At 67.1% G+C, this 26,913-nt stretch carries 23 protein-coding genes; 17 read left to right on the forward strand and 6 right to left on the reverse strand.

The window, feature by feature from the left end:
* The first annotated feature begins 39 nt into the window (after positions 1 to 39).
* The 5 genes from ACQY46_RS11650 to ACQY46_RS11670 are packed head-to-tail and all read left to right on the forward strand — an operon-like array spanning position 40 to position 6,710.
* Positions 40 to 1,932 (forward strand): dipeptide ABC transporter ATP-binding protein, encoded by a 1,893-nt coding sequence (locus ACQY46_RS11650; RefSeq protein ID WP_428696203.1) that lies wholly within the window; start codon positions 40 to 42, stop codon positions 1,930 to 1,932.
* A complete protein-coding gene (locus tag ACQY46_RS11655; RefSeq protein ID WP_428696204.1) occupies positions 1,929 to 3,836 on the forward strand; it encodes an ABC transporter substrate-binding protein in 1,908 nt (635 codons plus the stop codon). The genes ACQY46_RS11650 and ACQY46_RS11655 overlap by 4 nt, the downstream gene beginning before the upstream one ends.
* 48 nt (positions 3,837 to 3,884) lie before the next feature.
* A complete protein-coding gene (locus tag ACQY46_RS11660; RefSeq protein ID WP_428696205.1) occupies positions 3,885 to 4,910 on the forward strand; it encodes an ABC transporter permease in 1,026 nt (341 codons plus the stop codon).
* Complete coding sequence (locus ACQY46_RS11665; RefSeq protein ID WP_428696206.1) at positions 4,907 to 6,067, forward strand: ABC transporter permease; 1,161 nt, start codon at positions 4,907 to 4,909, stop codon at positions 6,065 to 6,067. The genes ACQY46_RS11660 and ACQY46_RS11665 overlap by 4 nt, the downstream gene beginning before the upstream one ends.
* Positions 6,068 to 6,119: 52 nt before the next feature.
* Positions 6,120 to 6,710 carry a class I SAM-dependent methyltransferase gene (locus tag ACQY46_RS11670; RefSeq protein WP_428696207.1) on the forward strand — a complete coding sequence of 197 codons (591 nt, stop codon included), beginning with the start codon at positions 6,120 to 6,122 and terminating at the stop codon, positions 6,708 to 6,710.
* A gap of 3 nt (positions 6,711 to 6,713) precedes the next feature.
* On the opposite strand, the gene ACQY46_RS11675 is transcribed toward ACQY46_RS11670, so the two are convergent.
* Genes ACQY46_RS11675 through ACQY46_RS11695 form a run of 5 tightly spaced genes read right to left on the reverse strand, consistent with a single transcriptional unit; the run spans position 6,714 to position 12,309 of the window.
* Positions 6,714 to 7,523, reverse strand: coding sequence for a polysaccharide deacetylase family protein (locus tag ACQY46_RS11675; RefSeq protein WP_428696208.1), 810 nt, complete (start codon positions 7,521 to 7,523; stop codon positions 6,714 to 6,716).
* A complete protein-coding gene (locus tag ACQY46_RS11680; RefSeq protein WP_428696209.1) occupies positions 7,520 to 8,674 on the reverse strand; it encodes a glycosyltransferase family protein in 1,155 nt (384 codons plus the stop codon). Before ACQY46_RS11680 ends, ACQY46_RS11675 begins: the two co-directional genes overlap by 4 nt.
* A complete protein-coding gene (locus ACQY46_RS11685) occupies positions 8,671 to 9,813 on the reverse strand; it encodes a glycosyltransferase family 4 protein (protein WP_428696210.1) in 1,143 nt (380 codons plus the stop codon). The genes ACQY46_RS11680 and ACQY46_RS11685 overlap by 4 nt, the downstream gene beginning before the upstream one ends.
* A gap of 17 nt (positions 9,814 to 9,830) precedes the next feature.
* Positions 9,831 to 11,051 (reverse strand): glycosyltransferase family 4 protein, encoded by a 1,221-nt coding sequence (locus ACQY46_RS11690; RefSeq protein WP_428696211.1) that lies wholly within the window; start codon positions 11,049 to 11,051, stop codon positions 9,831 to 9,833.
* 34 nt (positions 11,052 to 11,085) lie between these two features.
* Positions 11,086 to 12,309 carry a glycosyltransferase family protein gene (locus ACQY46_RS11695; RefSeq protein WP_428696212.1) on the reverse strand — a complete coding sequence of 408 codons (1,224 nt, stop codon included), beginning with the start codon at positions 12,307 to 12,309 and terminating at the stop codon, positions 11,086 to 11,088.
* Positions 12,310 to 12,567: 258 nt separating this feature from the next.
* Here ACQY46_RS11695 and ACQY46_RS11700 point away from each other — a divergent pair, with 258 nt between their 5' ends.
* From ACQY46_RS11700 to ACQY46_RS11730, 7 genes are all read left to right on the forward strand, one after another.
* Complete coding sequence (locus tag ACQY46_RS11700; protein ID WP_428696213.1) at positions 12,568 to 15,165, forward strand: ATP-binding cassette domain-containing protein; 2,598 nt, start codon at positions 12,568 to 12,570, stop codon at positions 15,163 to 15,165.
* An 85-nt stretch (positions 15,166 to 15,250) separates the two neighbouring features.
* Positions 15,251 to 15,709, forward strand: a complete 459-nt coding sequence (locus tag ACQY46_RS11705) for a cyclic nucleotide-binding domain-containing protein (RefSeq protein ID WP_428696214.1) — start codon at positions 15,251 to 15,253, stop codon at positions 15,707 to 15,709.
* Between the two features lie 16 nt (positions 15,710 to 15,725).
* On the forward strand, positions 15,726 to 16,544 hold the full coding sequence (locus ACQY46_RS11710) for an MBL fold metallo-hydrolase (protein ID WP_428696215.1): 819 nt from the start codon (positions 15,726 to 15,728) through the stop codon (positions 16,542 to 16,544).
* Positions 16,545 to 16,686: 142 nt separating this feature from the next.
* Entirely contained in the window at positions 16,687 to 18,078 is a 1,392-nt protein-coding gene (locus ACQY46_RS11715; protein ID WP_428696216.1) for an adenylate/guanylate cyclase domain-containing protein, read from the forward strand.
* Between the two features lie 122 nt (positions 18,079 to 18,200).
* Complete coding sequence (locus ACQY46_RS11720) at positions 18,201 to 18,968, forward strand: SDR family NAD(P)-dependent oxidoreductase (protein WP_428696217.1); 768 nt, start codon at positions 18,201 to 18,203, stop codon at positions 18,966 to 18,968.
* A 217-nt stretch (positions 18,969 to 19,185) separates the two neighbouring features.
* On the forward strand, positions 19,186 to 20,556 hold the full coding sequence (locus tag ACQY46_RS11725; RefSeq protein ID WP_428696218.1) for a DUF418 domain-containing protein: 1,371 nt from the start codon (positions 19,186 to 19,188) through the stop codon (positions 20,554 to 20,556).
* 81 nt (positions 20,557 to 20,637) lie between these two features.
* Positions 20,638 to 21,399 carry a DUF1194 domain-containing protein gene (locus ACQY46_RS11730; RefSeq protein WP_428696219.1) on the forward strand — a complete coding sequence of 254 codons (762 nt, stop codon included), beginning with the start codon at positions 20,638 to 20,640 and terminating at the stop codon, positions 21,397 to 21,399.
* Here the strand turns inward: ACQY46_RS11730 and ACQY46_RS11735 are convergent.
* The gene (locus ACQY46_RS11735; RefSeq protein ID WP_428696220.1) at positions 21,366 to 21,896 is read right to left on the reverse strand and encodes a hypothetical protein; all 531 of its coding nucleotides are present in this window, start codon (positions 21,894 to 21,896) and stop codon (positions 21,366 to 21,368) included. The genes ACQY46_RS11730 and ACQY46_RS11735 overlap by 34 nt on opposite strands.
* A gap of 290 nt (positions 21,897 to 22,186) precedes the next feature.
* On the opposite strand from ACQY46_RS11735, the gene ACQY46_RS11740 reads away from it, so the two are divergent.
* The 5 genes from ACQY46_RS11740 (at position 22,187) to ACQY46_RS11760 (ending at position 26,874) form a co-directional block, all read left to right on the forward strand.
* A complete protein-coding gene (locus ACQY46_RS11740) occupies positions 22,187 to 23,353 on the forward strand; it encodes an ABC transporter substrate-binding protein (protein ID WP_428696221.1) in 1,167 nt (388 codons plus the stop codon).
* Between the two features lie 94 nt (positions 23,354 to 23,447).
* On the forward strand, positions 23,448 to 24,371 hold the full coding sequence (locus tag ACQY46_RS11745) for a branched-chain amino acid ABC transporter permease (protein WP_428696222.1): 924 nt from the start codon (positions 23,448 to 23,450) through the stop codon (positions 24,369 to 24,371).
* Between the two features lie 76 nt (positions 24,372 to 24,447).
* A complete protein-coding gene (locus ACQY46_RS11750) occupies positions 24,448 to 25,419 on the forward strand; it encodes a branched-chain amino acid ABC transporter permease (protein WP_428696223.1) in 972 nt (323 codons plus the stop codon).
* Positions 25,412 to 26,167, forward strand: coding sequence for an ABC transporter ATP-binding protein (locus tag ACQY46_RS11755; protein ID WP_428696224.1), 756 nt, complete (start codon positions 25,412 to 25,414; stop codon positions 26,165 to 26,167). The genes ACQY46_RS11750 and ACQY46_RS11755 overlap by 8 nt, the downstream gene beginning before the upstream one ends.
* Positions 26,164 to 26,874 carry an ABC transporter ATP-binding protein gene (locus ACQY46_RS11760; protein ID WP_428696225.1) on the forward strand — a complete coding sequence of 237 codons (711 nt, stop codon included), beginning with the start codon at positions 26,164 to 26,166 and terminating at the stop codon, positions 26,872 to 26,874. The genes ACQY46_RS11755 and ACQY46_RS11760 overlap by 4 nt, the downstream gene beginning before the upstream one ends.
* Positions 26,875 to 26,913: the final 39 nt, after the last annotated feature.

Below are 26,913 nucleotides of genomic sequence, written 5' to 3' on the forward strand. Positions count from 1 at the left end.
AGGGCGAAAGACGAGGGCGCCAGGAGGAGGGCGAACCACGTGGATGTGTTGACGGTCGACGGCCTGAGCGTCGATTTCACGACCCAGGAGGGGCGCGCGCGGGCGGTGGACAATGTGTCCTTTTCGGTGCCGCGCAACCGCACCGTGGCCCTGGTCGGGGAATCCGGTTCGGGCAAGACGGTGATCTCGCAGACGATCATGGGCCTGCTGCCGGAAAAGGCGCAGGTGAGCGGCGGACGCGTCCTTTTCCGTGACAGCGACGAGGCCGAGCCGGTCGACATCGCCGCGCTGGACCGCAAGGGCCCGGCGCTGCGCGCCATTCGCGGCAACCGCATCGCCATCATCTTCCAGGAACCGATGACGTCGCTCTCGCCGCTGCACACGATCGGCGACCAGATCGGCGAGGCGGCGGAGCTGCATCGCGGCTGCTCGCCGGCCGAGGCGCGCGAGCTGACCCGCGAGATGCTGCGCCTGGTGCGTTTTCCCGATCCAGCGCGGGCGCTGGATTCCTATGCGTTCGAACTCTCCGGCGGCCTGCGCCAGCGCGCGATGATCGCCATGGCGATGATCTGCCGCCCCTCGCTGCTCATCGCCGATGAACCGACCACCGCGCTCGATGTCACAATCCAGGCGGAAATCCTCAAGCTGATCAAGGATGTGCAGACCGAGCTGCACATGTCCGTTCTCCTGATCACCCATGATTTCGGCGTCGTCGCCAACATGGCCGACGACGTGGTGGTGATCTATCACGGTCGTATCATGGAGCGCGGCAGCGCTGCCGACCTCTTCGCCAATCCGCAGCACGCCTATCTGAAGGCGCTGCTCCACGCCGTGCCGCGCTTCGGCATGGAGGCGGGCGAGCGCCTGGTGCCGATCCGTCCGATCGAGCCGCATGCGGAAGGCTTCCTGAAGAAGGCGCACGGAAGGCCCGCATGCGCGCCCGGCACGCCGCTGGTGACGCTCACCGGCGTGACCAAGCGCTTCACCACCCGCAAGGGCGGGTTGCTCGGCGGCAGCGCCCGCTCGGTCCTGGCGCTCGACGACATCAACCTTTCGGTCAGGCGCGGCGAATGTCTCGGCCTGGTCGGCGAAAGCGGCTCCGGCAAGACGACGACCGCCAAGGCGGTGCTGCGCGCCATCGAGGTCGACGAGGGCGAGATCCGCTACGATTGCGGCAAGGGTCCGGTCGATGTCGCGAAGATGAGCGGCGCCGACCTGCTCGACTACCGCAAGCGGGTGCAGCTGATCTTCCAGGATCCGTTTTCCTCGCTCAATCCGCGCATGACCGTGAACGAGCTGCTGTCCGAGCCGCTGGTCATCCACAAGATCGGCACGCCGGAGGAGCGGGCGGAGCGGGTGCGCGAGCTGATGCGCCTTGTCGGCCTCGATCCGCGCTTCCTGCGCCGCTATCCCCATTCCTTCTCCGGCGGCCAGCGCCAGCGTATCGGCATCGCCCGCGCGCTCGCGCTCAATCCCGAATTCATCCTTTGCGACGAACCGACCTCGGCGCTCGACGTTTCGGTCCAGGCGCAGGTTCTCAATCTGCTCAAGGACCTGAAGGCGGAACTTGGACTGACCTATCTGTTCGTCAGTCACAATCTGGCCGTCGTCGACTACATTGCCGACCGGGTCGCGGTGATGTGCCGGGGGCGCGTCGTCGAGGTGGGCGCCACCCGCGACGTGGTGGAAAACCCGCTGCATCCCTATACGCAGGCCCTGCTTGCCTCCGTCCCGGAGCCCGACCTGAACGCGCCGCTGGATTTCGCCGCGCTCGACGCCGGCCGGGCCTCCGAGCCCGCCGAATGGCCGGATCCCTACCGGGTGGTCGACGGTGTCCGGCCGGTGCTGGTGGAGATGGCGCCGGGTCATTTCGTCTGCGCGCCCGGACTGGCGCCGGCCAGCCCGGCCGCATCGATGGAGGCCGCGCAATGACGATCCGGCCCCCGAAAAGCCCTTTGCTTGCCGCCGCCCTTGCCGCGCTGCTGGCGCTGCTGGCGGTTCCGGCAACGGCGCTGACGCTCAAGGAAACGCCCTCGCTTGCCGGACGCATCGGTGTCGACCTGCCGCCGGTGGCCGAGCGGGTGCCGGAGGAACCGCTTGTCGTCGACCTTGCCGCGCGCGGCCGCCAGATCGGCACGCCGGGCGGCCAGATCGACACGCTGATCGGCCGCTCGCGCGATGTTCGCCTGATCAATGTCTGGGGCTATGCCCGGCTGGTCGGCTACGACGAGGATCTCGAACTGAGACCCGACATCCTCAAGGACTTCATCGAGGAGGACGGCCGGGTCTTCACGCTGGTCCTGCGCAAGGGGCACAAGTGGTCCGACGGCCACCCGTTCACTTCCGAGGACATCCGCTTCTGGTACGAGGACGTGGCGCTGAATGACGAGCTGCAGCCCTCCGGCCTGCCGCAATTCATGCTGGCCGGCGGCAAGCCGCCGCTCTTCGAGGTCGTCGACGAGACCACGGTCCGCTTCAGCTGGGACGAACCCAATCCGCTGTTCAAGCCGGAACTGGCCAAGTCCCGGCCGCCCTTCATCTACCGGCCGGCGCATTACCTGAAGCAGTATCATGCCCGCTACGGCGACATGGAGAAGATCGGCAAGCTGGCGCAAGCGAAGAAGCTGAGGAGCTGGGCGGCGCTCTTCAACAAGATGGACGACATGTATGACGCCCGCAATCCGGACCTGCCGAGCCTGCAGCCCTGGGTGCGGCTCGCCGATGACAGCGAGCGTCGCTTCGTCCTGCACCGCAATCCCTATTATCACCGCATCGACAAGGCCGGCCAGCAGCTCCCTTATTTCGACAGCGTCGTGATGACGGTTGCCGACGGCAAGATCATACCGGCCAAGACCCAGGCGGGCGAAGCCGACCTTCAGGCGCGCAACATCGGCTTTTCCGACATCACCATCCTCAAGCAGGGCGAGAAGGCGGGACGCTTCGACACCTATCTGTGGCCGATCAGCAAGGGTTCGCAGATCTCGCTGCTGCCCAACCTGACCGTTGCCGATCCGGTCTGGCGCAAGGTGATGCAGGACACGCGTTTCCGCCATGCCCTGTCGCTGGGCATCGACCGGGTGATGATCAACAAGGTGCTTTATCTGGGCTTCGGCACCGCCGGCAACGACACGGTGCTCTCGCGCAGTCCGCTTTTCCGTCCCGAATACCGCGACATGTATGCGGGCTTCGACCCGGACAGGGCGAACGAGCTGCTCGACGAGATGGGCCTGATCGAGCGGCGCGGCGACGGCGTGCGCCTTTTGCCCGACGGGCGGCCGCTGGAGATCATCGTCGAGGCCACCGGCGAGAGCCAGGAGGAGCTCGATGCGCTCGAACTCGTCGGCGAGACCTGGCGGGAGATCGGCGTCAAGCTGTTTCCCAAGCCGAGCCAACGCGACATCATGCGCGAGCGCGCCTTGTCGGGCCTGATGGTGATGGCCGTCTGGTCGGGGTTCGAGAACGGCATTCCGACCTCGGAGATGACGCCGGAGGACTTCGTGCCGGTGCGCGGCGATTTTCTGTCCTGGGCGCGCTGGGGCAACTGGTACGAGACCGACGGGCAGACCGGCGAGAAGCCCGAATGGGCGCCGGCGGTGCGCCTGATCGAGCTTTACGAGGCCTGGCTTGCCTCGACCTCGCACGAGGAGCGCACCGAGATCTGGCACGAGATCCTGCGCATTCATGCGCAGGAGACGATCCATATCGGGCTGGTGTCGGAGGTTCGCCAGCCGGTGGTGGTGAAGAACCTTGGCAACGTGCCGGAAGAGGGGATCTACGGCTGGGATCCCGGGGCGCATTTCGGCATTCACCGGATGGATGAATTCTACAGGAAATGAGTGCGCGGCGCGGCGCGTGGGCGCCGCGCGGTGCTGGGGGACCGCTTGATGCTCTACTATATTGCGCGCCGGGTGCTGACGATGATCCCGACGCTGTTCGTGATCAGCCTGCTTATCTTCGTCATCATCGAACTGCCGGCCGGCGACTACATCTCCAACCAGATCGCCGCGCTGCGCGCCGCCGGCGAGAGCGCGTCCATCGCCAAGCTGGAGTTCCTGCGCGCCGAGTTCGCGCTCGACCGCCCCTTCCTGGAACGCTATCTGATCTGGATCGGCCTGTGGCCGGGCGTCCACGGGCTGGACGGATTGCTGCAGGGCAACTGGGGCTGGTCGTTCGAATACGAAAAGCCGGTCTCCGAGGTGGTCGGCCCGACCCTGCCGCTGACCATCGTGCTCAACACGGCGACCATCCTCTTCGTCTATATCGTCTCCTTCCCGATCGGGATCTATTCGGCCACGCGGCAATATTCCTGGGGCGACTACGGCTTCACCTTCATCGGCTATATCGGGCTCGCGACGCCGAACTTCCTGCTCGGCCTGATCATGCTCTATTTCGCCAATCTCTGGTTCGGCCTGTCGGTCGGCGGGCTGATGGCGCCGGAATATATCGGCCAGCCCTGGAGCGTGGCCAAGGCGCTGTCGATCCTGGCGCATCTGATCGTGCCCACCGTCGTCATCGGAACGGCCGGGACGGCGGCGATGATCCGGCGGTTGCGGGCCAATCTTCTCGATGAGCTGCACAAGCAATATGTGACGACGGCGCGGGCCAAGGGCCTGCGCGAGGCGCGCCTGCTGGTCAAGTATCCGCTGCGCATGGCGCTCAACCCGTTCATCGCCGATATCGGCAACCTGATCCCCTCGCTCGTCTCCGGCTCGGTCATCGTCTCGGTGGTGCTCAACCTGCCCACAGTCGGGCCGGTTCTGCTCAACGCCCTGCAGTCGCAGGACCAGTTCCTCGCCGGCTTCATTCTTCTCTTCGTCGCGATCCTGACGCTGATCGGCATGCTGGTCTCCGACCTGCTGCTGGCGGTGCTCGACCCGCGCATTCGCCTCGGCGGAAAGGCCGCGTCATGAGCATGCGCGAGGAAACCGCTCACTACGTCAATCCGGAGGCCTTCAACCCGGCCCAGGCGGAAACGCTGTCGCCGGAGCAGGAGCGCTACTACCAGGCGTCCCAGTGGCAGATCATGTGGTGGAAGTTCCGCCGCCACCGGGTCGCCGTGTGGTCCGGCGTCATTCTCATCCTGTTCTATCTCTGCGTGCCCTTTGCCGAGCTGATCGCGCCCTATTCGCCGAACGAACGCTCCAACGACCACCTCTACGCGCCGCCGCAGTCGCTGCGCCTGTTCCACGAGGGATCCTTCGTCGGGCCCTTCGTCTACGGTTCGAAGGCCAGCATCGACCTGGAGACGGTCCGCTGGGTCTATGCCGAGGACCGGCAGGACGTGCAGCCCTTGCGCTTCTTCTGCCAGGGCTCGAAATACCGGTTCTGGGGGCTTTTCGACGCGCGCTTCCATCTCGTCTGCCCGGCCGAGGGCGGCACGCTCTACCTGCTCGGCACCGACCGGCTGGGGCGCGACGTGCTGTCGGGGCTGATCTATGGCGCGCGCCTGTCGCTGACCGTGGGTCTCGTCGGCGTGACGATCTCCATCGTGCTCGGCCTGTTCTTCGGCGGGATCGCGGGCTTCTTCGGCGGGCTCATCGACAGCGCCATCCAGCGGGTGATCGAGATCCTGCGCTCGCTTCCCGAACTGCCCCTGTGGATGGCGCTTTCGGCGGCGCTTCCCGTTACCTGGTCGCCGGTATGGATCTATCTCGGCATCACCGTCATTCTCGGCCTGCTCGACTGGCCGGGGCTGGCGCGCGCGGTGCGCTCCAAGCTGATGGCCCTGCGCGAGGAGGAATACGCCAAGGCGGCGCTGCTGATGGGTGCAAGCCCCTCGCGGGTGATCCGCAAGCATCTGCTGCCCGGCTTCACCAGCCACATCATCGCATCCGCCTCCCTGTCGATTCCGGCGATGATCCTCGGCGAGACGGCGCTTTCCTATCTCAATCTCGGCCTGCGCCGGCCGGCCGTCTCCTGGGGCGTGCTGCTCAACGAGGCGCAGGATATCTCCGTCGTTGTCGTTTATCCCTGGCTGATGGCGCCCGTCGTCCCCATTATCGTCGTTGTTCTGGCCTTCAACTTTCTGGGAGACGGTTTGCGTGACGCGGCCGACCCGTATAAGTGATGGCGCACTGCAGCACGAGCTGCGGCGAGTGAAGGCGAACAGGAAGACGAGCATGTCCAAGAACGCATCGACCGCCGACGGATGGGACGAGGAATACCGGCGCGGGCGCTGGTCGTTCCTGCGCGACCTGCCCGAGAGCGGGCGGTATGGCATCATCGGCATGTGGTTGTCGCTGAACGGCTCGCTGGACAACGTGCTCGACATCGGTTGCGGCGAAGGGCTGCTCTACGAGCGCCTGCAGCCGATGGGGATCGGGCGCTATGTCGGCGTCGACCTTGCCCCGGCAGCGCTGGGCATTGCCGACGTGGACCCGCAGATCGCCTCGCTGCGTGCCGGCGACCTGCACACGTTCGCGCCCGAGAAGGGCGAGACCTTCTCGGCCATCGTCTTCAACGAGGTGCTGCATTTCTCCGACGATCCGGCTGCCGCGGTCGCCCGCTACGTGCCGTTCCTGGCGCCCGGCGGCGTCATTGCCGTGTCGATGTATTCGCCCAAGCGGCTCGAATCGGGCGCCAACCGGCTGATCGCGCGGCTTTGGGAAGCGACCGACGGTCCCGACTGGGACGTGCTCGACGACTACCGCCTGACCTCCGACAAGAAGAACGTCACCTGGCGGTTGCGGCTGCTGAAGCCTGTCGCCTGAGGGTCAGTTTCCGGCGGGCGGAACCTGCGGCAGCAGATCGGCGATCCGCGCGAAGCGGGCGCCGGGATGCGCGGCGAGAATCTCGAAGGTCCTGTCGAGGAAGTCGAACGAGGCATCGTCCTGCGCCAGGTGATGCGACAGGATGCCGAGCGGTTCGTCCGGGTTGTTGCGCCGCCGCGCCAGATGGAAATCGAAGCGCAGGCGGGCCGACTGCCAGCCGATGAAGCGCCGCTCCTTCTTCCACTTGATCATGTCGATATGGGTCTGCACGTGGGTAAGCGCGTGCGGATGGAACTGGGTGAAGGTCGAAAGCCCGACAAGGCCGGCCTCGCCGAGACGCGCCGAGATGCGCGGCGCGATCCGGTTCCAGGGCGGTACCATCACAGGCACGAAGCGCTCCCCGAAGAGATCCGACAGGCGCTCGCGGCCCTTGGCGACCAGCGCCAGCGCCGCGTCCGGATCGCGGGCCCGGCCAAGCTCCGCCGCCTTCTCGCCGCGCGCCTTGTCCTGGAAGTTGCGGTGCTCGTAGCCGTGCTGCAGGACGGATGCGAAGCGCTCGCCGGCGAGCCGTCCGGCCAGCGCTTGCGTCGCGTCCCTGGGGATGACGGCGAGCGCCACCTCGACCTCATGCGCATTGGCGATGGCAAGCAGCCGCTCGAGCGCAGGGCTCGGCTCCACGGCATCGTCGTCGCGCCACCAGACGGGAACGGCAAGGCCGCGCTCGGCGAACCAGTCGAGATGGCGAACAAGGCCGTCGCTCCAGGTTCTGATATCGGCGGGAAACTCCACGTCGGTGTCGGAAGCCCCGCTCATCCGCGCGCCTCCAGCGCTTCGGCGAGAATGTCCGCCGCCCGTTCCGCGCCTCCGAACTGCACCTCGACCTGGCGGCGGGGGAGGGCGAGCGCCTCGTCGGCGGCTGCCGCCAGTCCCTCCGGCGTCAGTGTCTTCTCCGGGATCGAGACGGCGCGGCCGTGGCGGGCGAGCGCGTCGGCGCGCTGCTGCTGCTCCGTTTCCCTGATCTGGGCGAAGGGAACCAGGACGGACGGCACCCCGGCACGCAGGATGTCGAGCACCGTATTGTAGCCGGCCTGGCTGGCGGAGAGCCGGGCGCGCGACAGGAGCGCGGTGAAATCGCGCCGGGCGCGCTCGACGACGATGCCGTCGCCCGCCTGAGCGCAAAGCCTGCCGAAGGTCTCCGCGTCGATGTCATGACCGGCAAGCAGCCGCCAGGTGCAGTCGCCGGCACGCCGCGACAGCGCACGCGCCGGGATGGCGGCGGCCAGAAGATCCGCCCCGACGGCACCGCCGCCGCAGGAGACGATCACCTCGTCCTCGCCGTCGCGGCCTTCGGACGCTGCAAGGCTGCCGCCGGTCTCGGCAAAGCCCGTGTAGCGCAGCAGGTGGGCGATCCGGTCCGCGAAGGGGAAGCTGTCCTCCAGTTTCACGAATTCCGGATCGGAGTGAACGAGGACGAGGTCATAGGCGGCAAGCGCCCGGGTCGCCATCTCCTCTTCCTTCCGGATCTCCTGCTTGCGCACCAGGATGTCGCGGATCGAGGCGGCAACGAGAGGCGGGCGGGGCCGTGCCCGCGCTGCCGTCACAAGCGGTTCCATCTCGAAGGCGAAAGGGCGGCGGCCGAAGGGCCAGGTCTCGGTCAGCAGCAGGTCGAAATCGCGCGCCTGGAAGGCTGCAAGCGTCGCATCGCGCCGCGCCGCCTTCCAGGCGTCGTCGATCTCGCGGCCGTCCGGCGTCAGGAAGGTCTTGAACCGGGCATCGAGCGCCCGGACGGGCGGCAGTTCGACAATGTTCAGGCCTTGTGTATCGAGCAGCGACGGCAGCGTGTTGCCGGTGGCAAGCGTCACCTCGATCCCGCGCGCGGCAAGCGCATGGCCGATCGCGGCGGCGCGAAACACATGGCCGGTGCCGAGCAGGTGCTGGACGTGGATGAAGGCGGATCGGGTCATTGCGGCGAAGCGGTAGCGCGGGCCGCGAAGTTGCGCAAGGCATGCCCGAGAAAGGCGTCGAGCCGTGCTGCGCCGGCCGCCAGCCCGTGGCGGGCGAGTATATGGGCGCGCGCCGCCATGCCCATGCGGGCGGTGAGGGCGGGCGTTGCCAGCAGGCGGGCAAGGGCCACGGCAAAGGCTTCGACATCGCCTTCCGGGGCCAGCAACCCGCTGACGCCGTCGGCGACGACATCCGGAACGCCGAACGTGTCGCCGCCGACAATCGCCAGTCCCGCAGCCTGCGCCTCAAGGAAGACGAAGCCGAAGGCCTCGCGGATCGCCGGCCAGACGAGAATGTCATGGGCCGCATAGAGCGCCGGCATCTCTTCCGGCGACAAGGCACCGGTGAAGCGGGCGCCGGTGAAGCGGGCGCCGTGGCGCGCGAAAAGCGCCTCGACCTCGGCCCGGCCGGGTCCGTCACCGGCGATGGTGAGGGTGAAAGAGTGCTGCCGCTCCAGTTTGCCGAGCGCCTCGGCGAGCAGCCGGTAGGAGGCCATCTTGGCGCCCTCGCGCATCATGCCGACCGCGAGGAGCCGGGGGGGAGCGTCGGCAGGCGGCGGGATGCGCGGCGCGTCGAGGAAGGGACGCTCGTCGAGAAACGGCGCGAGCACGGTCAGCCGCGCCTCCGGCGTCACGGCGGCAAGGCATTCCCGGTCGGCCCGGTGCAGGGCGGCGACCATGTCGGCACGGAGAAGGGCCGCATCGGCGGCGGCAAACCCGTGCTCCCATTCGCCGCGCTGGCGCTTCGGTGCGCGGCTCGCCTCGATCACCGCGTAGGGCAGGGCGAAATGGTCAGCAAGCGCCGGGCCGATCCAGTCCGGCGCCTTGTGATAAAGGTGGTAGGTGAGGAAGAGATCGGGCCGGTAGCCTTCCGCTTCCCAGCGCCGGGCGATTGCATCCGCCTCGGCGAGGGCCTCGCGCTCCACGGCGCGTTGTTCATCGACACCGCCCTTCGCCCGCCACGAGCGGAAGCGCGAGGCGATCCGCACCTCATGGCCTGCCTGTTCCAGACCCTTGACGATCAGGCGTCCCATGGTCCGGTCGCCGGAGGGCAGCGGATCGTCGAGCGGCTTCATCGGGGCGGTGAAGGCGATGCGCATGGGGCAAGCCCTTCCCTTCAAAGCACCCTGGCGAAGCGCTGCGCCAGAAGATCGAGGCCCGGGTCGGCGGAAAATCGCGCCCGCACGTCGCTGCTTGCCGCCATGCCAAGGCGTGCCCGCCGCGCCGGGTCGCCGATCAGGGCTGCAAGAGCGGTTGCCAGCGCCGCCGGATCGCCGGGCGGCACCAGCACGCCGGTCTCCCCGTCACGGATCAGCTCCGGGATCGCCGAGACATTGGTGGCAAGGCAGCACAGGCCCATGGCCTGTGCCTCCATCAGCACGTTCGGCAGGCCGTCGCGATCGCCGGATTTCGCCACCTTGGAGGCGAGCACGAAAAGATCGGCGCGCGCCGCGGCCGCGATCACGTCCTCGCGGGGTTTCGCCCCGTGCCAGGTGATGCGGCCGGAAAGGCCGAGGCCTTCGGCCAGGTCCTTCAGCCGGCTGCCCTGTTCGCCGCCGCCGATATGCTCGAAATGCCAGTCGAGCCCTTTCGGCAGGCGGGCAAGCGCCGCCAGGAGATCGTCATAGCCCTTTTTTTCCACCGCCCGGCCGACGGAGAGCAGGCGCACCGGCCCCTGTGCCGCGCCATCGCCGGTGCCATGCGTTTCTCGCAACGGGAAGGGGGAGAAGTCGAGGCCGTGATAGACGAGATCGACCTTGGCCGGGTCGGCCGCCAGCGACTTCAGGTGCTCGGCATTGACGCGGGTGCAGGTGACACCCCAGGCGGCGTCGTCGAGCTTGGTCCGCAGGTCCCAGTCCGGGCTCGTCCAGATGTCCTTGGCATGGGCCGAGAAGGACCACTTGCGCCCCGAAAGGTGGGCGGCGTAGCGCGCCACCGAGCAGGGCGTGTGCAGGTAGTGGGTGTGGATCCAGGTGACGTCTTCGGGCAGCTCATGCGCCAGCACGCAGGCCTGTCCCCAGCGCCTCTGCCGGTTGGCATTGTGCTCGCGGGCGAAATCGGCCTCGTACAATGCGCGGGCGGCGGCGAAGGTCGGCTGCCTTTCCGCCCATCGCCGGGCCCTGGCAACGCGCGCCGGATCGTCCTTGATGTATTCGGGCAGGTAGAGCACGTCGGCGGAAATCTGCCGGTGCACCTCGTGGATGAACGGATCGTAGGGACGGCGCAGGGCGACGATCAGCTGCGCGATGCCGCGCCGCTCCAGCCCCAGCATCTCCTGCGCGATGAAGGTCTCGGAAAGGCGCGGATAGCCTTTGACGACGACGGCGATGCGAGACATTCACGGATACCGGTTGAACGAGGAAGGACGTGCCTCAGACGGCGCTGACGGCGGTCAGCGGACGGGAAACCGCCGGGCGGTCGGCAAGGATGCGCTCGACCCTGTCGCCGATCACGTCGAGGCCGCCGAGCAGGTTGTCGATGCCGGCGGTGGAGGGGGGCTCCAGCCAGGGCAGTTCGGCGAGCGCGTCGATCATCTTGTCGACATCGGGATAGTTGTCGATCGGCAGGACCTTGAGGAGGCCGATCGTTTCCGCCCGCTCCGCGCGGATCGACTGCTCGCGGCGCGGCACGACGCGCGGCACCAGCAGCGTCGGCTTGTCGAAGGACAGGATCTCGCAGAAGGTGTTGTAGCCGCCCATGCCGACGATCGCCTTGGCGCCGGCCATGTAGGGCTCGATGGTCGGCAGGAAGCGCAATATGTGAACGTCGCGCAGATGCTCGGCGCGGGCCTGGAAGTCCGCCGTCGCCTGGGCCGGCATGAACGGGCCGAGCACGATCAGGGCCGGGAACAGGGGTTGGGCCCGCGATTCGTAGGCCCGCATCACCCAGTCGACCATCTCCACGCCGTCGCCGCCGCCGCCCGGCGTCACCAGGATATAGGGCTCGTCGTCGAAGGGCAGGGGCTCGGTGATGCGCGCGTCTTCCGGAACGTCGCGGCGCAGATAGCCCGTGTTCACGGACTTCGCATGCACCGAGGCCGGCAGCCCCATGCCATCCAGCGGGTCATGCAGGTCCGGAGGACCGTAGACCCAGATTTCGTCGTAAAGGGCATCCAGCGCCGGATCGACATTCTTGCGGGTCCACTCCTCGCGCAGCACCGCCGGATCGTCCATCACGTCGCGCAGGCCGAGGATGAGCCGCGTGTTGCCCCGTTGCTTGAGCATCTCCAGCGTGCCCAGGATTTCGCCGCGAAGGCCGAGCGGCTCCTTGTCGACGATCAGGATGTCCGGGTCGAAGACCTTGGCCGTGTGCTCGATGATCGAGGAGCGGATGGCCAGGATGTGCTCGATATTGAGCGACAGCGACAATGGCGTGTACTCGCCGTTCCGGAGTTTGATAACGCCGGGAATGCGCACGAAGTCGACGCGCGAGCGGAATTCGAAGCTGCCGATGATCGGCGAACCCGACAGGATCAGCACGGACATGTCGGAGAATCGGCGAGTCAGCGCATGCGCAATCGTGCGGCACCTGCGCAGGTGGCCGAGCCCAAAGGAATCGTGGCTGTAGATCAGCACTTTCGGGGAGCTATTGATCATGCCTACCCATTCGGTCAGCGTACTCGCCCTGACGCACGACCACGCATCCCCAGTAATTACCATTCTCTAGCCGCCGTGCCGGCCGGGCGCAAGAGGCGGGTGGTTCGCACATGCGAATGCCGATCCTCGGGGGAGGGGTGGCATCGGCCTTGAAACGGGTGCGGGTTCCGGCTGGCGGTTTGCCGTCTCTGCGCTATGATGCGGGGATTCTTGGCGCCGAAGATGAAACAGGCCCGCGACCCCGTAACGCGACCGACAATGGAAAAAAGCCTTTTCAGTTTCATCTGGCGCTACAGCGCCCGCCAGCAACTCGTGATCCTGCTGATCACGGTGATTGCCTATCCGGTCACCTATGCGCTGCTGGAATTGCCCAAGCTGATCGTCAATGACGCGATCCAGGGCGAGAACTTCCCGCGCGAGGTCGCCTCGGTCGAGTTCGACCAGATCTCCTATCTCGTGCTGCTGTGCCTGACCTTCCTCGGCCTCGTCGTGGCCTCGAACGGCATCAAGCTGGCGCTCAACGTCTACAAGGGCCGGCTCGGCGAGCGGATGCTGCGCCGCCTGCGCTTCGAGCTCTTCCAGCGGGTGCTGCGTTTCCGCCTGCCGCATTTCAAGAAGGTGAGTTCCGGCGAGATCATTCCGATGATCACCTCGGAGGTGGAGGACGTCGGCGGCTTTATCGGCGAGGCCGTGGCGCTGCCCGCCTATCAGGGCGGCATGCTGGTCGTGCAGATCGGCTTCATCTTCATGCAGGACCCGTTGCTGGGTCTTGCCGCCGTGTCCTCCTATCCGATGCAGGCCTACATCATCCCGAAGCTGCAGCGGAAGGTCATTCTGCTGTCGCGCAAGCGCGTGCGCAATGTCCGGGTCATCGCCGACAAGATCGGCGAGAGCATCGGCGGCGTTGCCGAAATTCACGCCAACGACGCCTCCGCCTGGCATTCGGCGGATCTCTCCGAGCGGCTCTACACCAACTACAAGATCCGCTTCAAGATTTTCAACTGGAAGTATTTCATAAAGTTCCTCAACAACTTCATGAACCAGTTGACGCCCTTCCTGTTCTACCTGATCGGCGGCTGGCTGGTCATCGAGGGGAACCTGTCGCTCGGCGCGCTGCTGGCGGTCATCGCCGCCTACAAGGATCTCGCCGGCCCCTGGAAGGAACTGCTCGCCTACTACCAGATGGTCGCCGACGTCGACGTCAAGTACCAGACCGTCGTCGAGAACTTCGATCCGGCCGACATCTACCCCGTCGCGCGCCTGACCGACGACGGCAACGGCGATCCGCTTGCCGGCGACCTCGTCATGCGCAATGCGAGCTTCTCCGGCGGCGCGGCGGGGCAGGAGGTCTTCGAGGTCTCCCTGAAGGTGGAAGAGGGCACGCATGTCGCGGTGATCGGGGTCGACGGGTCCGGTCGCTCCGAGGTGTTGCAACTGGCCGCCGGTCTTCTCGGTGCGACCAGCGGCCGGGTCGAGATCGGCGGGCACAATCTCGACACCTTGAGCGAGGCGGTGCTTGGACGCCAGATCGCCTATGTCGGCTCGTCCGTGCATGTGTGGACCGGCACCGTGCGCGACAACGTGCTCTACGGCCTGCGCCATCGCCCCTTGCGCGCCCCCGAGCGGGAGGGCGAGGCGAAGAACGAGCACGCCCGCCGGCTCGCCGAGGCCCGCGCCACCCAGAACCCCGACCACGACATCGAGGCGGAATGGGAGGACCTGGACGCGGCCGGCTGCGAGGGCGCGGACGGTCTCGACGCCCGCGCGCTGGAACTGATCGAGGCGATGGGACTTGCCGCCGACGTTTTCCGCATGGGGCTGCAATCGCCGATCGACCCCGGCCGGCATCCGGAATTTGCCGAACGCGTGCTTGCCGTGCGCCGGGCCCTTGCCGACCGGGTGGAGGGCGATGGCCGGCTGGCGGCGATGGTGGAGCTGTGGCACATCGACCGCTTCAACAATTCTGCGAGCGTCGCGGAAAACCTGCTGTTCGCGGCTCCTTCCGACCCTGCCGTCGGCATCGACACGCTGGCCGGAGATGCCGACGTTCTGGCGGCGCTGAAGGAAACCAGGCTCTATGACAGGCTGGTCGGTATCGGCCTGAAGATCGCCGCAACGATGGTCGAGCTGTTTGCCAATGTCAGCGGCGATTCGGGACTGCTTGGCGATTATTCCTTCATCACCCAGGACGAGTTGCCGGAGTTCGAGCGGATCACGCGTCTCGCCCGTTCCGAGGCCGGCAAGGGCAGCCTGACGCCGGCCGACCGGGAGCGGCTCATCGGCCTTGCCTTCAAGCTGATCCCCGCCCGTCACCGCCTCGGCGTGCTCGACGACGAGATGCGCGGCGAGATCATTGCCGCCCGGTCGGTTTTCCACAAGCACCTGGCCGACGCGCAGCAGCGCTTCGTCGTCTTCGACCGGGAGCGCTTCGTGGCGCCGATGAGCATTGAGGACAACTTGCTGTTCGGTCGTCCGCGCGTCGACCGCCGCGATGCGCGCGAGCAGATCGACCGCCTGATCCGCGCCCTTGTCGACGAAATGGACCTGCGCCGCCCGATCGTGCGCGCCGGGCTCGATTTCCATGTCGGGGTTGCCGGCTCGCGCCTGTCCGCCGGCCAGCGCCGCCGGGTTGCCCTGGTGCGCGCGCTGATGAAGCGCTCGCCGGTCACCATCCTCGACGAGACGGCGGCCGGCACCAGCGACGACGACAAGGCCTTGCGCGCCGCGGTTCGCGGCGAGCTGGAAGGCCGCATGCTGTTGTTCGGGGCGTCGAATTTGATCGTGGCGAAGGAATTCGACCATAGTATCGTGATGGAGCAGGGACGCCTGGCGGCGGACCGGGAGAGCGAGCAATGACCCGGACCGTGGTGAGGGACACCCTGCAGTCGAACGAGGAACCGCACGCGCGCCTACCGGCCGCACGCTTCCCGAAGGAGGACATGTGACCCTTGACGCGGAAGTCGATGCATTGCGGCGCGTGCCGCTGTTTCGCGGCATCGACGCAACGAAGCTGAGGCTCCTGGCCTTTATTTCCGACCGAAGTCATTTCGCGCCGGAGGAGCATCTTTGCGACCAGGGGGACGAGGGCGATTCCGCCTTCATCATTCTGGGCGGGGAGGCGGAAGTCCGGGTCCGCACCGGCGACAGTGAACGCACTGTCGCACGTGTCGGGGAGCATTCGATTGTTGGCGAGATCGCGATCCTGTGCGACGTTCCCCGCACAGCCACTGTCGTGGCGGCGACGGAGATGGACGTCCTGACGATCTCCAAGGATGGTTTCCTGAGCCTTCTGAAGGAGTTTCCGGACATGTCGCTTGAGGTCATGCGCACGCTCGCGCAGCGCCTGGATCGCACCACGCAGGCCCTTGTGGCCCTGCAGTCATCCGACGGGCCGGCATGAACGGGGCGGCGGATCGGTGACCCTCTCCCTGAAGCTTTGGGGCGTGCGCGGATCGACCCCGACACCGGGCCCCTCGACATTGCGCTATGGCGGCGAGACCACGTCCTTCGAGATCCGTGCCGGCGGCGACATCGTGCTGATCGATTGCGGGTCGGGGGCGCGCAACCTCGGCAGCGAATTGCATGCCGGTCCGCCGCGCGCCTTCGACATGTTCTTCACCCATACCCATCTCGATCACATCTGCGGTCTTCCCTTCTTCACCCCCGCCTATGACGACCGCTTCGCCATCAAGGCCTGGGCCGGGCACCTGACCGACAGCTACGGCCTGATGGACATCATCTGCCGGATCATGTCGCCGCCGATCTTTCCGGTCGCCGCCAACAGCCTGCGCGCCGTGTCCTTCGCCAATTTCCGCCCCGGCGGTCCGCTCGAACGCACCGGCGAGATCGCGCTCAGCACCGTCGCCCTCAATCATCCGGGCGGCGCCACCGGCTACCGGCTGGAGCATGGCGGCAAGTCGATCTGCATCATCACCGATCACGAGCATGGCGATCCGGAGATAGACCGGGCGGTGCGCCGCTTCGTCGAGGGCGCCGACGTGATGATCTACGATGCCATGTTCACCGACGAGGAATATCCGCGTTTCACGGGCTGGGGCCATTCCACGTGGCAAAAGGGCGTGGAACTGGCGCTGGAGGCCGGGGTCGCCCGTCCGGTGCTGTTCCACCACGATCCGCGTCGCGACGACGACGCGCTCGACGCGATCGCCGAGCAGGCCGCCGCCCGACATCCCGGGGCACTGGTCGGCCGCGAGGGAATGGTGCTGACGCCCTGAGGCAATGCCGTGACCGGCGGTCGGCTTCACGGCGCTTCGATCCGCGCTGTCCGTTGTCGTCGACAAAGCGTGATTTGCCGCCCGGCCGGCCCTGCTGTGTGTTGATGACCTGCCTGCCGCAAGGCGGAGGGAGATGCGGGCGATGACAGTGGAACCCGGACCTGCGAGGGACCTGACGCGACAGACGGACCTGGCGCGACAGGGAGACGTGGCGCTGCCCGCCACTGGCGGTGCCGCCGGCGTTCCCTTGCGGGTGCGCGCCGAGATCGCCGCCCGCGAGACGGAAGCCGAACGGCTGATCGGCTGGGTACAGCTCGCCATGGTGCTGTTCTTCGCCGCCCTCTACTCGTTGGCCCCGCGCGCCGAGGGGGCGGACGGGTTCAACTTCGTGCCGCTGGCGCTGGCCGCCTATTTCCTCTTCACCGTGCTGCGTGTCGCGCTGTCCTACCGGTTCGAATTGCCGGTCTGGTACCTCGTCGTCTCCATCGTCGTCGACGTGACGCTGCTGTGCGGGTTGATCTTCTCCTTCCACATCCAGTACGCGCAGCCCGCAACCTTCTACCTGAAGGCGCCGACGCTGATGTACCTGTTCCTGTTCATCGCGCTTCGGGCGTTGCGCTTCGATCCGCGCTTCGTCCTGATCACGGGCACCCTCGGCGCGCTCGGCTGGATCGCGCTGGTCGCCTATGCGGTGACGCGCGACATGGGCGAGATGTACATCACCCGGAACTATGTCGAGTATCTCACCTCCAACGCGATCCTGATCGGCGCGGAGCTTGACAAGATCATCGTCATCATCGGCGTGACGCTCTGTCTTTCGGTGGCGCTCTACAGGGGCCGGCGGATGCTCCTCGATTCCGTGCGCGATCATGCCGCGGCCGAGGACCTGCGCCGTTTCTTCGCGCCGGAAGTGGCGCATTCCATCACCGATGCCGACGAGACGCTGGTCGCCGGCCGGGGCAGCCTGCGCGAGGCGGCGGTGATGATGGTCGACATTCGCAGCTTTACCCGCATCGCGGCGACGCTGCCGCCGGCAACGGTCATGGCCGTGCTCGCCCGTTACCAGGAGGCGGTGCTCGGCGTGATCGCCCGCCATGGCGGGCAGGTCGACAAGTTCCTTGGCGACGGTGTGCTGGCGACTTTCGGCGCGGTCTCGCCAAGCGACACGGCGGCGGCGGACGCGCTGCGGGCAGGCCTGGAACTTCCCCGGATCTTTGCCGGTCTCGGTCCGGAACTTGCAGCTCTGGGGTGGCCGGAGGACCTGCGTGCGGGCGCGGCCGTCTCCTTCGGACCGGTTACCGCCGGCGTTGTCGGGGCGGCCGGACGGCTGGAATTCACCGTGATCGGCGATGCGGTCAACCGCGCGGCGAAGCTGGAAGACGCCAACAAGGCGCAGGGATCCATCGTTCTGACCGATGCCGCGACCCTTGAGGCCGCCAGCCATCAGGGCTTTGACGGCGCGGCGGCGGTGCTGCGTCCCGGGCAGACGGTCGCCGGTCTCGCCGCGCCGGTCGACCTCGTCGTGCTTGCGTGAACGGGCGTGTCGGCCGCGCGGTCATGCGCGCTTGACCAAATCCGTCCTTCCTGCCACCTCTTGCCACCATCCAATTCGGCCAGGCGGTGCAATGCCGCCGGCAACACAACCGGGGAGTGAACATGAAGCTTGGGGAAGGTCTGTCCGCCGTCGTCACGGGTGGCGCATCCGGACTTGGCGCTGCAACGGCGCGCCGTCTTGCAGCCGCAGGCGTCAAGGTCACGCTGTTCGACATGAACGTGGAGCAGGGCGAGGCGGTCGCCGCCGAGATCGGCGGTGCCTTCGTTGCCGTCGACGTGACCAGCAATGACAGTGTCGAGAAGGGCTTTGCCGCGGCGCGCGCGCATTTCGGCGTGGAGCGCATCCTCGTCAATTGCGCCGGCATCGCGCCGGTCGCCAAGACCACCTCGCGCGGCGAGCCGCACCCGATGGACATGTTCGAGAAGGTGATCGCGGTCAATCTCGTCGGCACCTTCCGTTGCATCGCGCATGCCTCGACCGCCATGTCGGCGCTGGAGCCGGTCACGGCGGACGGCGAGCGCGGCGTGATCGTGTCCACGGCGTCGGTCGCCGCCTTTGACGGCCAGATCGGCCAGGTCGCCTATGCCGCGTCGAAGGGGGGCGTTGCCGCCTCGACCCTGCCGATTGCCCGCGACCTGTCGAAATCCGGCATTCGCGTGATGACGATCGCGCCGGGCCTGTTCGAGACGCCGATGCTGCTCGGCCTGCCGCAGGAGGTGCAGGATTCGCTCGGCCAGCAGGTGCCGTTCCCCTCGCGCCTCGGCAAGCCGGACGAATATGCGAACCTCGTCGCGGCGATCTGCGAGAACCCGATGCTCAATGGCGAGACGATCCGCCTCGATGGTTCGATCCGCATGGCACCGCGCTGATGCGCGGGTGCCCCAATCAAGCACCGCGCTGATAGCGCAGGTGCCCAGGCCAGGCACCGCGTGGATAGCGCGGGTGCCCGGCGAGGGTTGATTTGACCGAAAGCGGCCGGGTCCGGCGCGGAAACGCGGGGCCCGGCCACTGTCATTCGTGACGCTTGTGCGACTCGATGTTCGGTCTTAAAGGTGAGTTTGACACTCCCTTTCCGGAAAACCCAAAGTGGACCAAACTATCCGTCCGGCCAGTGCCGACAGGGTTGCCAGCGCGCCCGGGTCGGACCGTCTGGTCGTGCTCGATGCGCTTCGCGGTTTCGCGGCCCTCGGCATTCTCTGGCGCAACATCTTCGTCTTTGGCCTGCCGACGGTGGCGTTCTCGCTGCCGGAGGAATGGGGCGAGAACGTCGTTGCCAACGTCGCCGCCTGGCTCTACGTCGTGATTTTCGTCGATGGCACGATGCGCGGCATGTTCTCGCTGATCTTCGGCGCGACGGCCCTGCTTTTGCTGGACCGGCACACCAGACGACCAGGCGGGCTGCTTGCCGCGGACCTCTATTTCCGCCGTCTCATGTGGCTGATCGTCTTTGGCCTCGTGCATGGTTACGTGCTGCTCTGGCCGCATGACGTCCTTTATGTCTACGGCATACTGGGCATGTTCCTCTTCGCCTTCCGCAACATGTCGGGACGACGGCTGCTCCTGATCGGCCTTGCGATCTTCGCGGTGTCCTCGCTCAAGGACGGCACGGGCTGGTCGCTCGACCAGATCTCCAACGATGCCTTCGACGCCAGCCAGGCGGAAAGCGTCGAGGGTGGCGGGGCCGCGCAAGCCGGTGGCGATGCGTTGCCCGCGGATCCCGCGCCGATCGATGCCGGACCCGCCGAGGTTGAGACGAGCGAGACCGAGGACGAGGTCGCGATGTTCGAGGAGCTGGAGCGGCTGGCGCTCGCCGAAATGGACGAGCGGCTTGCGGGATACACCGACCTGGTGCGCACGCTGGCGCTGGAGACCTTCCAGGAGCAGACGACGCTGTTCTTCACCGATCATGTGCTCGACGTCGGCGCGATGATGTTCTTCGGCATGGCGCTGTTTCGCCTCGGTGCCTTTTCCGGGCGCTGGACGAGCGGGCAATACGCGGCGATGGCCGTCATCGGTCTTGCCGGCGGGCTGGTTCTCGGCTTTCTCATCCACGGGGCAACCGCCGTGCCGGGCTATTCCGAATGGTCGATCGGGTCGGCCGATGCCTATCTCTACAATCTGCGACGGCTGCTCCTGTGCCTCGGCCTGATCGGACTCGCCAACCTGCTGGCGCGCGGCCGGGTCGCACGGATGCTGTTGATGCCGTTCACGGCGGTGGGGCGGATTCCGCTCACCACCTATGTCGGCCAGACGGTGATCTGTGTTGCCCTGTTCTACGGGGTGGGCCTTGGCCTGTTCGGCACGCTGGAGCACCACCAGTTGCTGGGCATCGCCTTCGCCATCAACCTCGCCCAGGTGGCGTTCGCCTTCGTCTGGTTGAAGCTGGTCGGACAGGGCCCGCTCGAAGCGCTGCTGCGCAGGCTTGTCGGTATCGGGATCGAGACGGACAGGCGCTGACGGGCGGTTTAAGTCCGCGCGCCCTCAATGCAGCGCCCGGCCGGCATTGTCCTGCGCGCTGGATGCCATACACTCCCAAAGATGGACACAAGGGCCACAGCCTCCTCGCGCTCCGTCGCCGCGGCGATTGCGGCGCTGTCGCTCGCGCTGCTCGCGGCACCGGCGGCATACGCCTGTCCTCTGGCGCTGGTGCTTGCCATCGACGTCTCCTCCAGCGTCGACGACAGCGAATACGAGCTGCAGCGCCAGGGCCTGGCGGAAGCGTTCCGCGATCCGCAGGTGGGCGCCGCGATCCGGGCCACCGGCGGCTTGCTGGCCAGCGCCTTCGAATGGAGCGGGCGCGAGCAGCAGGTGGTGCAGGCGGACTGGACCTGGCTTGAAACGCCCGAGGAAATCGCCCGTTTTGCCGACAGGATCGAGGGCACCCCGCGCAGTCATTATCGCTATCCGACGGCGCTCGGCTATGCGCTGGGCTATGCGGCGATCCATCACGGGCGCGCTCCGCGCGACTGTGCCCGCCGCGTCGTCGACATGGCGGGCGATGGCATCAACAACGAGGGGTTCCCGCCCGAGAGCGCCTACCGCGCCTTCGACTATTCGGCGATTACCGTCAACGGGCTTGCCATTGCCGGCGACGACCCCGATCCGGTGCGCTACTACGGCGACCGCGTCATTCGCGGACCAGGCGCCTTTGTCGAGGTGGCGCGCGGCTTCGGGGACTATGCAAGGGCGATGAAGCGCAAGCTGCTGCGGGAAATCGACGGCCCGCCGCTCGCCCTCGGACCGGGCGAGAGACCGGCGCCGGAACTTCAGCGGCAGTCGCGCCTCGAGGAGGCGCCGTAGCGCCCGCCATGGCCGGATCCGGTGACCGCGCCGCCGGAACGGCAGCGCTCTCGCGATGTCGACGGCAACGGGGTTCCGGCCATGCAGGCGGCAAAACCCCTGTCGAAGGCCGCCTGCCAGCGGGCCGGGTCGACCCGGTCGATGCCGTCAAGCGCCGCGAGCCCGCCGCCGAGGCGCGCGCCGCGTTCGGCCCCGCCCGCACTCCAGCCGGTGCCGCGCCGGTCGCGACCGCCAAGCCCGCCGATCACCGCGCCCTCGATTGCCGCCGCAGCGACGTCGTCGCCGTCGGGTCCGCGCGGCGTGACGTCGTCCGCATGCCGCGCCGCCGCCCGGGCGCAGGCCTCCTCGGAAAGCACCGGCTCGGGACCCGAATCCGCACCGGCGGGACCTGCCGCCAGGGTCGCGAGGACAAGGACCGCGAAGACAAGGACTGCGCAGACAGGCGTCGCGCAGACAGGTGCCGCGGCTCTCATGTCGCAAGGATAAGCCTTTCGCATCCTGCCGTTCTCCCGTTTCCGCGGGCTCCTCGCCCGGCGCCGCACCGTCGATGCCAAGAGTGCCAGAAAACACCATTGAACCTATTCGGTTTCCGCTTTCCGCATGCTTAACTTGGTCGAGGCCGCATGACGGGGCTTCACAGGGGAAATATTTTAGGCTTAAACTATTTCCCGGCCGCCGGGAGAGCGGGGCGGCGCCGCATGGCGCTGCGACAACGACAAGTCAAACCATCCAGATGCGCGTGCCGGGCGACAAGACCGGGCGCGGGCGGTCCTGAGGGGAGAATGCAATGAAGCGTATGGTAACGGCGGCACTGGCCGCGGCGGCTTTCGGCCTTTCCGGCATGGCCGCGCAGGCGGACAGCCTGAAGATCGGTTTTCTCGCCACCTTGTCCGGTCCGCCGGCATCGCTTGGCGTCCACATGCGCGACGGTTTCCTGCTTGGCGTCAAGCAGGCCGACGGCAAGCTCGGCGGTCTCGACACCGAGGTGCTGGTCGTCGATGACGAACTGAAGCCGGATGTCGCCCTGACCAAGGTGCGCGGCCTGCTGGAGCGCGATCAGGTCGACATGATGGCCGGCATCGTCTTCTCCAACGTGATGATGGCGGCCTACAAGCCGATCATCGACAGCGAGACGATCTTCGTCGGCGGCAATGCCGGCCCCTCGCCGATCGCCGGCAAGGCCTGCTCGCCCTATTTCTTCACCACGTCCTACCAGAACGACCAGAACCACGAGGCCATGGGCAAATACGCCGAGGACGCCGGCTACAAGCGCATGATCATCATGGCGCCGAACTACCAGGCCGGCAAGGATTCGCTCGCCGGGTTCAAGCGTCACTTCAAGGGCGAGGTCGTCGACGAGATCTACACCAAGCTCGGCCAGCTCGACTTTTCCTCGGAGTTGACCAAGATCGCCGCCGCCAAGCCGGATGCGGTTTTCGTCTTCATGCCTGGCGGCATGGGCGTGAACCTCGTCAAGCAGTACGCCCAGGCCGGCCTGTCCGGCAGCGTGCCGTTCCTCTCCGCCTTCACCGTCGACGAGACGACCCTGCCGGCGACGCAGGACACGGCCCTCGGCCTTCTGTCCGGCGCGCAGTGGGCGCCGAACATCGACAACGAGGCGAACAAGGCCTTCGTCGCCGCCTTCGAGGCGGAATACGGCTATGCCCCGTCGATCTACGCCTCGCAAGGGTATGATGCGGCCCGTCTCATCGACGGCGCGCTGAAGCAGGCCGGCGGCAAGGCCGACAAGGCCAAGCTGATGGCCGCCCTCAAGGACGCGCCCTTCGACAGCGTGCGCGGCGACTTCAAGTTCAACACCAACCACTTCCCGATCCAGGACGTGTATGTGGTGAAGGCGGTGAAGCGCGCCGACGGCAAGTATGTCACCGAAACGGTCGAGAAGGTCTTCGACGACAAGGTCGACGCCTATGTCGGCGAATGCTCGATGAACTGATGCTGCCCGCCCGCCGGCACCCGCAAAGGGGCCGGCGGGTTTCGCCCGATCACGCCCCCATCGCAAAGCTTGCGCAACCGACGAGGCCGGTCCGTTGAGCGCCACCCTTTTTGCCGTCCAGACACTGAACGGCCTGCAACTCGGCATCCTGCTGTTCCTGATCGCCGCCGGCCTGACGCTGGTCTTCGGCGTCATGGATTTCATCAATCTGGCGCATGGCGTCCAGTACATGCTCGGCGCCTATCTGGCGGTCGCAGCCTACGCCGTGACCGGCACCTTCTGGGGTGCCCTGGTGCTCGGCCTTGCCGGCGCCCTCATCGTCGGCCTGTTGCTGGAGGTGCTGGTCTTCCGACACCTTTACGATCGGGACCACCTCGACCAGGTGCTCGCCACCTTCGGCATCATCCTATTCCTCAACGAGGCGGTGAAGGCGATCTGGGGCTCGACGCCGCTGACCCTGCCGATGCCCGAACTGCTGGACGGCTCGTTCGAGCTGATGGACGGGCTGCTCTATCCCGTCTACCGCATCGCGCTGATCGTCGCGGGACTTGCCGTGGCCGTGCTGCTCTACGTGCTGGTCAGCAAGACAAGGGTCGGCATGCTCGTGCGGGCAGGGGCCACCAACGCGCCGATGGTGGCAGCGCTCGGCGTCGACATCCGCCGCCTGTTCATGCTGGTCTTCGGCTTCGGCGCGATGCTCGCAGGTTTCGCCGGCATTCTCGCCGCGCCGATCCTCGTGGTCGAACCGGGCATGGGCGACAACCTGCTGATCCTTGCCTTCGTCGTCATCGTCATCGGCGGCATCGGATCAATCCGCGGCGCCTTCCTGGCAGCCCTCATCGTGGGCCTCGTCGACACGCTCGGGCGCGGCTTCGCGACGGACATCGCCAAGCTGGCCCTCTCGCCCTCGGCGGCCAATGACGTGGGACCGGCCATCGCCTCGATGCTGATCTACGTGCTGATGGCCGCCGTCCTGTTCTTCCGCCCCTCGGGGCTGTTCCCGGCGCGTGGCGGGTGAGGCGGCAATGACAACGATCCCCCCAAAAACTCCTCCCCGGACGTCCCCGCAGGCGCCCGTTCAGGCCCCGGCCGGGATGGCGGCGGCTCCCGTGGTGGCCTCGCGGCGCTGGACCCGCGAGACGCTGATCGCGCTTACGGCCTTTGCGCTTTTCGCGCTGCTGCCGGTTCTGGCCGCCGGCCTCGAGGACACGTTCATGGTGTTCTTCGCCATCCGCGTCATGGTCTTCGCCATTGCCGCCGTCAGCCTGTCGCTGATCCTCGGCTTCGGCGCGCTGGTCAGCTTCGGCCATGCCGCCTATCTCGGCCTTGGCGCCTATTCGGTCGCGATCCTGGCCGAGCACGGTTACTGGGACGTGACGATATCGCTGCCGGTGACCCTGCTCGTCTGCGGCCTTTTCGCCGCGGTCACCGGCGCGATCTGCCTGAAGACGCGCGGTGTCTACTTCATCATGATCACACTGGCCTTCGGCCAGATGGCCTATTACACCGCCACCTCGCTCTCCGCCTATGGCGGCGATGACGGACTGACCATGTGGGGCCGCACGGAAATCCTCGGCTCCGGCATGCTCTCCGATCGCACCACCTTCTACTACGTCGTGCTCGGCGTTCTGGTCTTCTGCTACGTGCTCGCCCGCATGATCGTCGCCTCGCGCTTCGGCCGGGTGCTGCAGGGCGCCAAGCAGAGCGAGATGCGGCTGCGCGCCATCGGCATCGACCCCTACTGGTACCGGCTTGCCGCCTATGTCATCGCCGGCATGATGGCCGGCCTTGCCGGGGCGCTGCTTGCCAACGCGGCCGAATTCGTCTCGCCGGCCTACATGACCTGGCACCGCTCAGGCGAGCTCATCGTCATGGTCGTGCTCGGCGGTCTCGGCTCGCTTGCCGGCGGCATTGTCGGCGCGGCCAGTTTCCTCGTGCTCGAGGAGCTGCTGTCGCATGTCACCGAGCATTGGCGGCTGATCTTCGGACCCTTCCTCGTCCTCGTTGTCCTCTTCGGCAAGGGCGGACTGATGGCGCTGATCCCGGGAGGCCGCAAGAATGACTGAGCCGATCCTCCAGCTCGACGACCTGACCAAGGCCTATGGCGCGCTCAAGGTGACCGACCATGTGTCGCTCGATGTCCGGCCCGGCGAGATCCACGCCGTGATCGGCCCGAACGGTGCCGGCAAGACCACCTTGATCGGCCAGATCTCCGGTGCCTTGCGGCCCGATGGCGGGCACGTGCGCTTCGACGGGCGCGATGTCACGGCGCTGCCGATGCATGCCCGCGCCCGCGCGGGTCTTGCCCGCTCCTTCCAGATCACCGAGATCCTGCCGGCCTTCACCGCGCGGGAAAACGTGGCGCTGGCCTTGCAGGCAAGGGCCGGGCATTCCTTCCGCTTCCTGCGCAATGTCTCCCGCGACCGCGATCTCAACGAGCGCGCCGGCCAGTGCCTTGCCGAGCTGGGCCTTGCGGAGCGCGCCGACATAACGGCGGGCATCCTGTCGCATGGCGAGAAACGGGCGCTGGAGCTTGCCATCGCCATCGCCTGCAAGCCGAAGCTCCTGCTTCTCGACGAACCTATGGCCGGCACTGGACGGGAGGAGACCGATCGGCTGGTCGAGGTTCTGCAGGCGATGAAGGGGCGCTACGCCATGCTTCTGGTCGAGCACGACATGAGCGCGGTCTTCGCGCTCGCCGACCGCATCTCCGTGCTGGTCTACGGCCAGATCGTCGCCACCGGCACGCCGGAAGAGATCCGCTCCAGCGCGCGGGTGCGCGAGGCCTATCTGGGCGAGGAGGCTGCGACATGAGCGCATTGCTCGAGATCGAGGGGCTGGAAGCCTCCTATGGCGCGGCCCAGGTTCTGTTCGGCATGACGCTTTCCGTCGGCCCGGGCGAGGTGGTGACCCTCATGGGCCGCAACGGCATGGGCAAGACCACCACCATCCGCACGCTGATGGGAATGATGGCGGCCTCCGCCGGACGTATCCGTTTCGACGGCGAGGACATGACCGGCCAGCCCGCCTACCGGATCGCCCAGGCCGGCATCGGCCTGGTACCCGAAGGCCGGCAGGTCTTCCCGACGCTCTCCGTGGAGGAAAATCTCGTCGCAACCTCGGCCAACCGCCATGCCGCCACGCCCGGCTGGTCGCTGGAGCGGGTCTACGGGTTCTTCCCGCGCCTGAGGGAACGACGGAACAACATGGGCAACCAGCTGTCCGGCGGCGAGCAGCAGATGCTGGCCATCGGGCGGGCGCTGATGACCAACCCCAAGCTCGTCATCCTCGACGAGGCGACGGAGGGGCTCGCCCCGCTGATCCGCGCCGAGATCTGGGCCTGTCTCGACCGGCTGAAAGGCGAGGGGCAGTCGATCCTCGTCGTCGACAAGAATGTCGACGCGCTGGAGGCGCTTGCCGACCGCCATGTGGTGGTGGAAAAGGGGCAGGTCGCCTGGACGGGCACCAGCGCCGAGCTGAAGGCGGACGCCTCGATCCGGGAGCGCTATCTGAGCGTTTGAGGCCGGCTCGCGGCCGGCCGGCGCGAAACCGGGGGAAGC

The organism is Stappia sp., from assembly GCF_965276915.1.
In the GTDB taxonomy this organism is placed as follows: Bacteria; Pseudomonadota; Alphaproteobacteria; order Rhizobiales; family Stappiaceae; genus Stappia.